The following is a 7,129-nucleotide window of genomic DNA, read 5'->3' as shown; positions in this document are numbered from 1 at the left end:
GCCTACAACGCCTTCGCCGAGCCCATCAGCGACACCGCCCGCATCAACACAGCGCCGGTCTACGACATCACCTACACGCGAGACAAACTCGGGCGCATCACCGAAAAGACCGAACTCATCCAAGGCACCAGGATGAACTTGTTCTTCAGCGATCCCTTCGCAACCGCCCAGACCACGGGCAGTTCGCGTTCGGCGCGCACGCCGCTGACCTGTTCGGCATTGACCGCGAGATCATCGCCGAGCACCCCGGCGGTCTTCTTTGCGGCAAGCTTGGTCATTACGCCGATATCGTCGAGCAGCGTCGCGATATCGTCGAGCAGTGCGAGCAGACTGGCGCCGGCCATCGAAATGTCGCCGGCCTCTATGGGCCGAATACGACCTCGGGCAGCCATGTTGCCACCGCCGGCCATGCGGCGATCAGGCACAGCACGGCGAGTTGCAAGCCGATATACGGTGCGGCGCCGCGGTAGATTGCGCCGGTATTTACACTGTCCGGCGCAACGCCGCGTAGATAGAACAGTGCGAAGCCGAACGGCGGCGTCAGGAACGAGGTCTGCAGGTTCAGCGCGATCATGACACCGAGCCAGACCGGGTCCACCCCCATGCCGAGCAGCACGGGGCCGACGATCGGCACGACGACAAACGTGATTTCGATGAAGTCGAGCACAAAGCCAAGCACGAACATCAGCGCCATGACGGCAAACATGGCGCCGAAGGTGCCGCCGGGCAGATCGCCGAGCAGGTCGGCCACGAACTCGTCACCGCCGTAGCCGCGAAAGACGAGCGAGAAGATCGACGCGCCGATCAGGATCATGAACACCATGGAGGTCACGGTGAGGGTGCTGCGCGTGATCTCGGCGAGGCGGCCGAAGGAAATTTCCCGCCGCACGGCAGCGAGCAGCAGCGCACCGAGCGCGCCGACGCCGGCCGCCTCGGTCGGCGTTGCCACGCCAGCGAGTATGGATCCGAGCACGGCAAGAATGAGCGCCAGCGGCGGCAGGAGCGCGTGCAGCACCCGCAGACCGAGACCGCCGCGTTCGGCGTCGTCGTCCATGCCAACGGGCATGCGTTGGGGTCGGCGCCAGCCGACCCACAGCAGGTACAGCACGTAGAGCACGACGAGCACGACCCCCGGCACGACGGCGCCGGCGAACAGGTCGCCGACCGACACGGTGTCCGGCGCGAAGATGCCCTGGTCGATCTGCGCCTGCTGATAGGCCGACGACAGCACATCGCCAAGTAGCACCAGCACGATCGACGGCGGGATGATCTGTCCGAGCGTGCCGGATGCACAGATCGTCCCGCAGGCCAACGCCGGGTCGTAGCCACGACGCAGCATGGTCGGCAGCGACAGCAGGCCCATGGTCACGACCGTCGCGCCGACGATGCCGGTGCTGGCGGCGAGCAGCATGCCGACCAGCGTTACGGAGATCGCCAGTCCGCCGCGCGTGCGGCCGAACAGAAGCGCCATGGTGTCGAGCAGTTCGTCGGCGATGCGCGCGCGCTCCAGCGTCACGCCCATGAACACGAACAGCGGCACGGCGACCAGAGTCTCGTTGGTCATGATGCCGTACAGGCGGTTCGGCAAGGCTTCGAGAAACACGCCGTCGAATGCACCGAACGCCGAGCCGATCCACGCAAACGCCAGTGCCGTGCCGCCGAGCGAAAACGCCACCGGATAGCCCGCCATCAGCACGAGGCAGACGGTCAGGAACATCAGGATCGCGGGCACGCCCTCGCTCATTTCGCGGCCGCCTTCGCGGGCGACCCGCGCAGTGCCGCAATCGCACGCAGGGCGTGGGCGATGCCCTGCAGGGAAACCAGTGCGGCCATCGCAAGGATGGTCGACTTCAGCAGATAGACACCCGGCAGGCCGCCGGCATCGTGCGATGACTCGTGGATCGACCATGAGGCGGCAACGTAGTCGTAGCTGATCCAGCCGATGAACACCGTCATCGGCAGCAGCAGGAGCAGCGTGCCTGCGAGATCGATCAGCGCCTTGGCGCGCCTGCCGGCGCGCTGGTAGAAGATGTCCACGCGAACATGGCCGTCATGTCTGAGCGTGTAGGCGGCGCCCAGCATGATCACGACCGCGTGCAGGTACAGCACGGATTCCTGCACGGCGATCGAACCGCTGTCGAACCAGTAGCGCTGGACGACGATCCAGCCGGTGACCACCACCATCGCGGCGGTGAGCCAGGCCGTGACCCGCCCGGTGAATTCGGCGAGCGCGTCCAATGCGCCGGCGATGCGTTCGAGCCGGCTCAAGACTTCACGAAGCCGCCGCGTCCGGCGCCGGGGAAATGATCAATTCGCCGCGGCACGGGGAGGTGCTGTCATTTCCGATGCTCTGTGGTCACCGAAAATGAGAGAAAACGAAAAATCGCACTTTCTCGTTTTCGTTACGCTGACAATCCCGGACGGATTGATTAGCGTTTTCTCACCGGTGCCCATCACCAGCGGAAGATCGGCCACATCTGAACCGGCGGTGGGTTGAGGTCGCCGTAGTAGCTCTGGTCCAGATAACCGTCGCCATTGGTGTCGACGTAGTAGTACGGCGGACCGACGCGCGGCGTGACCTTGATCATGTACACCCGGCCGTTGCTGCGGAACTCCTCGACCTTGCCGCGTGGCGTGTCGCGGATGGTGACCTCGGGTTCAGGCGGCAGGTCGGAATCCGTGATCACCGGCGGTAGCGCACGTTCGTCGCCCACCTCGGGCGGCGGCGGCAGCGAGTCGACCTGCTGGGCGGGTGCGAGCGGGGCAAACCCCGACAGGGCCAGTGCGCAAACGACCGCGCCGAGGCGCGGGGCAATCTTGTTGTTCATGCGCGAATGGTACCGCGCACCCCGTGCGATTGCGCGCGACTCGCCAGCCCGCGTTTCTCACCCGGATGACGAGCCCTCGCTTGATCATTGAATCCAGGCGAAATTCTGCTCGGTCCGAAATACGCACTGGCATTCCGCTTCCTCGCATAATCCGTTGTGAATCCAGATCCCTGCGCGATCATCTCGCCCCCCCGCTGAGAAATGCGGGCTAAGGCGCGACAGCGCCGCGACGAGCGGCCATAATCGGCGTCCCCCGACCGATCCCGCTCCCACGGAGACACGCACATGAAAACCGGAGTCATCGGCCTTGGCGCCATGGGCCGAGGCATGGCCGCCAATCTTGCGCGTGCCGGTCTGCTCGCCGGCGTCTGGAATCGCACCGCGGACAAGGCCGCGGCCTTCGCCGCCGAACACGGGGTCGCGCAGGCCGGGACGCCGGCCGAACTCGCGCGACAGAGCGACGCCCTGGTGGTGTGCGTGTCGGCCGATGCCGATGTGCTCGAGATGGTCGACGCGCTGTTGCCGGGCGCGCACGCCGGGCAGATCGTGTTCGACTGTTCCACGGTGGCGTCGGAAACGGCGGTCGAGGCCGCACGGCGGCTCGCCAGTGCCGGCGTGGCGTTCGCGGACGCGCCGGTTTCCGGCGGTGTGGAGGGCGCGCGCAACGCGACCATGGTGATGATGGTCGGTGCGGCCGCTGAGACCTTCGAACGTCTGCGCCCGGTGTTCGCGGCGATCTCCAAATCCGCGACCCACATGGGCCCGGTCGGCGCGGGACAGGCCACCAAGGCCGTCAATCAGGTCATGGTCGGTGGCATCAACGAGGGCGTGACCGAGGCGCTGGCGTTTGGCGCGCGTCTGGGTCTGCCGCTCGAAAGGCTGATCGAGGTCATCGGCGGCGGTGCCGCCGGCAACTGGTTCCTGAGCCATCGCGGCCCGGGCATGGCGCGCGGCGAGTTTCCGCCGGGCTTCAAGCTCGCCCTGCACCTCAAAGACCTGCGCATCTGCGCGCAGATGGCCGAGGCCGCCGGCACCGAACTGCCGTTAGTTGCCGCGACGATTGGCCACTACGAGCAATTGGTCTCCGCAGGCCATGGCGACGAGGACATCTCGGCTCTGTATCGCCTGAAACGCCCGTAGCGCCGCGCCCGCAATGAAACTGAATCCCGCGCAGCGCGCGGCGGTCGAGCATGCCGGCACGCCGTTGCTTGTGGTTGCCGGCGCCGGCAGCGGCAAGACGCGTGTCATCACCGCCAAGATCGCGCATCTGATCCGCAACACCGCACTGGAGGCACAGCACATCATTGCGCTGACCTTCACGAACAAGGCCGCGCGCGAGATGCGCGAGCGTGTCTCGCGCACCCTGCCGGCCGGTCAGCGTCAGCGCCTGCGCATCTCGACCTTCCACGCGCTCGGCATGCGCGTGCTGCGCACCGAGCAGGAAGCGCTTGGCCTGCGCGACGGCTTCGCGATCTACGACGCGGAAGACCAGCGCAACCTGCTTAGAAAGCTGGTCGTGGCCGGTTGTGACGAGGCGCGCGCCGCGGCGCTTGCGGCGGCGATGTCGAACTATAAAAACGCACGTGCGGCCGGCGAGTCCGCAACGAACGATTCGCCGCAGACGGCCGAGGCCGCGGCGCTGTACGACGACTACCAGCGTGCGCTGCGCACCTGCAACGCGGTGGATTTCGATGATCTGATCTGCGAGCCGATTGCGCTGTTCGACCGTGATCCGCAATGCCTGCTGGCCTGGCGAGAACGGATCCGCTATCTGCTCGTCGATGAATACCAAGACACCAATGCAGCGCAGTACGAACTGGTGCGCCGATTGGTCGGTGACCGCAACGGCTTGACCGTCGTCGGTGACGACGACCAGTCGATCTATGCCTGGCGCGGCGCGCGGCCGGACAATCTGCTGCGCCTGGCCGACGATTTCCCGACGCTGCGCACCATCAAACTGGAACAGAACTACCGTTCGACGAACTGCATCCTCGGCGCGGCGAATGCGCTGATCGCGAACAACACGCGAGCGACCGACAAGCGCCTGTGGAGCGAACTCGGCCATGGCGATCCGATTCGCGTGATGGTCGCCGACGACGATGATGACGAGGCCGAACGGGTCGTGGCCGATCTGCAATACCGCTGTTTCACCGAGAGCCTGCGCCCGGGCGCATTCGCGATCCTGTATCGCGGCAACCACCAGGCGCGTGCGTTCGAGCGCGCGCTGCGTGCAAAGGGCGTGCGCTACCGGCTGAGCGGGGGCCAGTCGTTTTTCGAACGCGCCGAGGTGCGCGATTTCATGGCGTACCTGCGCCTGGTCGCCAACCCGGACGACGACAACGCCTTCCTGCGCATCGTGAACACGCCGCGCCGCGGCATTGGCACGGCCAGTCTCGAGGCCTTGACGCGCGTGGCCGGCAGCCGTGGCGCGAGCCTCTACGATGCCGCGCTGGCGCCGGAGTTCGCCATTGCCGCCGGCGCGCGCGCACAGGAGGCGTTGCGGGATTTCACGCGCTGGCTCGACGGCCTGCGCGAGCGCAGCGAACACGCCCCGGCGCGGCAGATCGCGCGCGAGATGCTCAACGAATCCGGCTATGCGGACTGGCTGCACGCAACGGTGCGTGATCCGGCGCAGGCCGATCGGCGACTCGCAAATCTCGATGAACTCATCGACTGGCTCGCCGAGGCGCCGGTCGACAGCGACGGCGCCGACGGTTTCGCCGAGCGCGTGCGTTCGCTGTTACTGGCCGGCGCGCTGGAGCGCGACGACGAACCCGAGCAGCAGCAGGACACCGTACAGCTGTGCACCCTGCATGCCGCCAAGGGACTGGAGTTCGAGCACGTCTATCTGGTCGGCTTCGAGGAAGGCCTGCTGCCGCACCAGCGCAGCATCGAGCTGGACGATATCGAGGAGGAGCGTCGACTGGCCTACGTCGGCATCACGCGCGCGCGGCGCGGTCTCACGTTGACCCATGCGCGCGCGCGCCGCCGCCAGGGCGGTCGCAGTGCCTGCGAGCCGAGCCGGTTTCTGGATGAACTGCCGCGCGAGACCCTAAAGTTCCTCGACGCCCCGGGGACGGAAGAAGAGCGCGCCGATGCGGCCGCCGCCGGCATTGCCGGGTTGCGCGCGCTGCTGGCGCGCGGTGGTCGCTGAGGGCAGGGAGACGGCACGCGGCCCTGTGGCCGCATGCCGCTAGACGATCGTTTACTGGCTTTCGCTGACCATGTAGGCGACGGAGTCGGCGATCTGCTCGTCGCTCAGGTACGGATGGCCACCCTTCGGCGGCATGAAGCCGGTCTGGCCCTGAAAGCCCTTGATCGCGTGCTCCAGCAGCGTGGCGGGGCCCTGCGCGATGCGCGCGGACCAGGCACCCTTGTCGCCGAGCTTCGGCGCGCCGGCAACCCCGGTGCCGTGGCAGGCCGCGCAGGCGCGGCCGTAGGTGGTCTTGCCCTGCGAGAGGTTGGCCGAACCGCTGGCGCTGGAGGCCGCGGCCGCTGCAGCGGGTGCGGCCTGCTGCGCGCGTGCCGCCGGGGCCGGGGCTGCCGTATCGGCCTTGGCACTGCCGCCGATCCCGCTCTGCGCGAGGATCTCGACGACTGCGGAGCGAACCTCCGCATCGCTCAGCGCGGCGTTGCCGCCCTTCGCTGGCATCTGACCGATGCCGTTGATCGCGTTGGCGACCAGGGTGTCGACGCCCTTGCCGGCGCGCGCGTTCCAGGCCGCGTTGTCGCCGATCTTCGGTGCGTTCAGTGCGCCCGTGGTGTGGCAGGCGGCGCAGGCGGCCGCGACCACGTCGGCGCCGGACTTCGGCCCGCTGGCCGCGGGTGCGGCGGCGGTGGCCTCGGCCGGGGGTTCGGCGCCCGGGCGATAGACTTCGCCGAGCGGTTTGATGCGGTCGATCACCTGACTCTCGTCGAACGCCATCTGTTCCTTGCTGCGGCCGCCGCCCACGTACAGGGCCGCCACGACCACGAAAACGGTGATCACGACCAGCGCGAGTAGCACCGCCACGAAGGATTTCATGAATGTCTTGTCTTGCTCGTTCACTGATTAGGGTTCCGCTTGTCTGCAAGGGTAAACGCGGCCGGCGGCCGAACCGCGCGCATTATAAGGTTATTCTGATATACGATGCGCGCCGCGCGTTTCGCCGGGCGCCCGACAGCCGTACAATGCCTGCCCCACAACGCGCCCGTAGCTCAGCTGGGTGAACCCCGGTCGCCGCAGGCGAGCAAGGGCCACTTAACGTGGCGCTTGCAGGGGTGAACGCCGCGCCATGGAGGGCGGGGCCGGGGCTGGTCAT

General features: G+C 67.3%; 6 protein-coding genes and 1 pseudogene. 2 read left to right on the top strand and 5 right to left on the bottom strand.

Annotation, left to right across the window (positions count from 1 at the left end; all coding sequences use genetic code 11):
* Positions 1-89: 89 nt before the first annotated feature.
* The 4 genes and pseudogenes from KDG50_15355 to KDG50_15340 all read right to left on the bottom strand — a co-directional run bounded on the left by KDG50_15355 (position 90) and on the right by KDG50_15340 (position 2,828).
* Positions 90-344 (bottom strand): annotated as a pseudogene (locus tag KDG50_15355) (DUF808 family protein).
* 17 nt (positions 345-361) lie between these two features.
* The gene (locus tag KDG50_15350; protein MCB1866794.1) at positions 362-1,744 is read right to left on the bottom strand and encodes a TRAP transporter large permease subunit; all 1,383 of its coding nucleotides are present in this window, start codon (positions 1,742-1,744) and stop codon (positions 362-364) included.
* Complete coding sequence (locus KDG50_15345) at positions 1,741-2,184, bottom strand: TRAP transporter small permease subunit (GenBank protein MCB1866793.1); 444 nt, start codon at positions 2,182-2,184, stop codon at positions 1,741-1,743. Before KDG50_15345 ends, KDG50_15350 begins: the two co-directional genes overlap by 4 nt.
* Positions 2,185-2,453: 269 nt before the next feature.
* Positions 2,454-2,828, bottom strand: a complete 375-nt coding sequence (locus KDG50_15340; protein ID MCB1866792.1) for a DUF2782 domain-containing protein — start codon at positions 2,826-2,828, stop codon at positions 2,454-2,456.
* Between the two features lie 285 nt (positions 2,829-3,113).
* Between KDG50_15340 and KDG50_15335 the strand changes: the two genes are divergently transcribed.
* Both KDG50_15335 and KDG50_15330 read left to right on the top strand, forming a co-directional pair.
* Entirely contained in the window at positions 3,114-3,968 is an 855-nt protein-coding gene (locus KDG50_15335) for an NAD(P)-dependent oxidoreductase (protein ID MCB1866791.1), read from the top strand.
* Between the two features lie 13 nt (positions 3,969-3,981).
* Positions 3,982-5,982, top strand: a complete 2,001-nt coding sequence (locus KDG50_15330) for a UvrD-helicase domain-containing protein (GenBank protein MCB1866790.1) — start codon at positions 3,982-3,984, stop codon at positions 5,980-5,982.
* Between the two features lie 51 nt (positions 5,983-6,033).
* Here the strand turns inward: KDG50_15330 and KDG50_15325 are convergent, their stop codons facing one another.
* On the bottom strand, positions 6,034-6,876 hold the full coding sequence (locus KDG50_15325) for a cytochrome c5 family protein (GenBank protein MCB1866789.1): 843 nt from the start codon (positions 6,874-6,876) through the stop codon (positions 6,034-6,036).
* Positions 6,877-7,129: the final 253 nt, after the last annotated feature.

This window comes from Chromatiales bacterium, assembly GCA_020445605.1.
Lineage (GTDB): Bacteria > Pseudomonadota > Gammaproteobacteria > JAGRGH01 > JAGRGH01 > JAGRGH01.
Note: the sequence above shows the minus strand (reverse complement) of the source record. Positions and strands in the feature narration are given on the sequence as shown.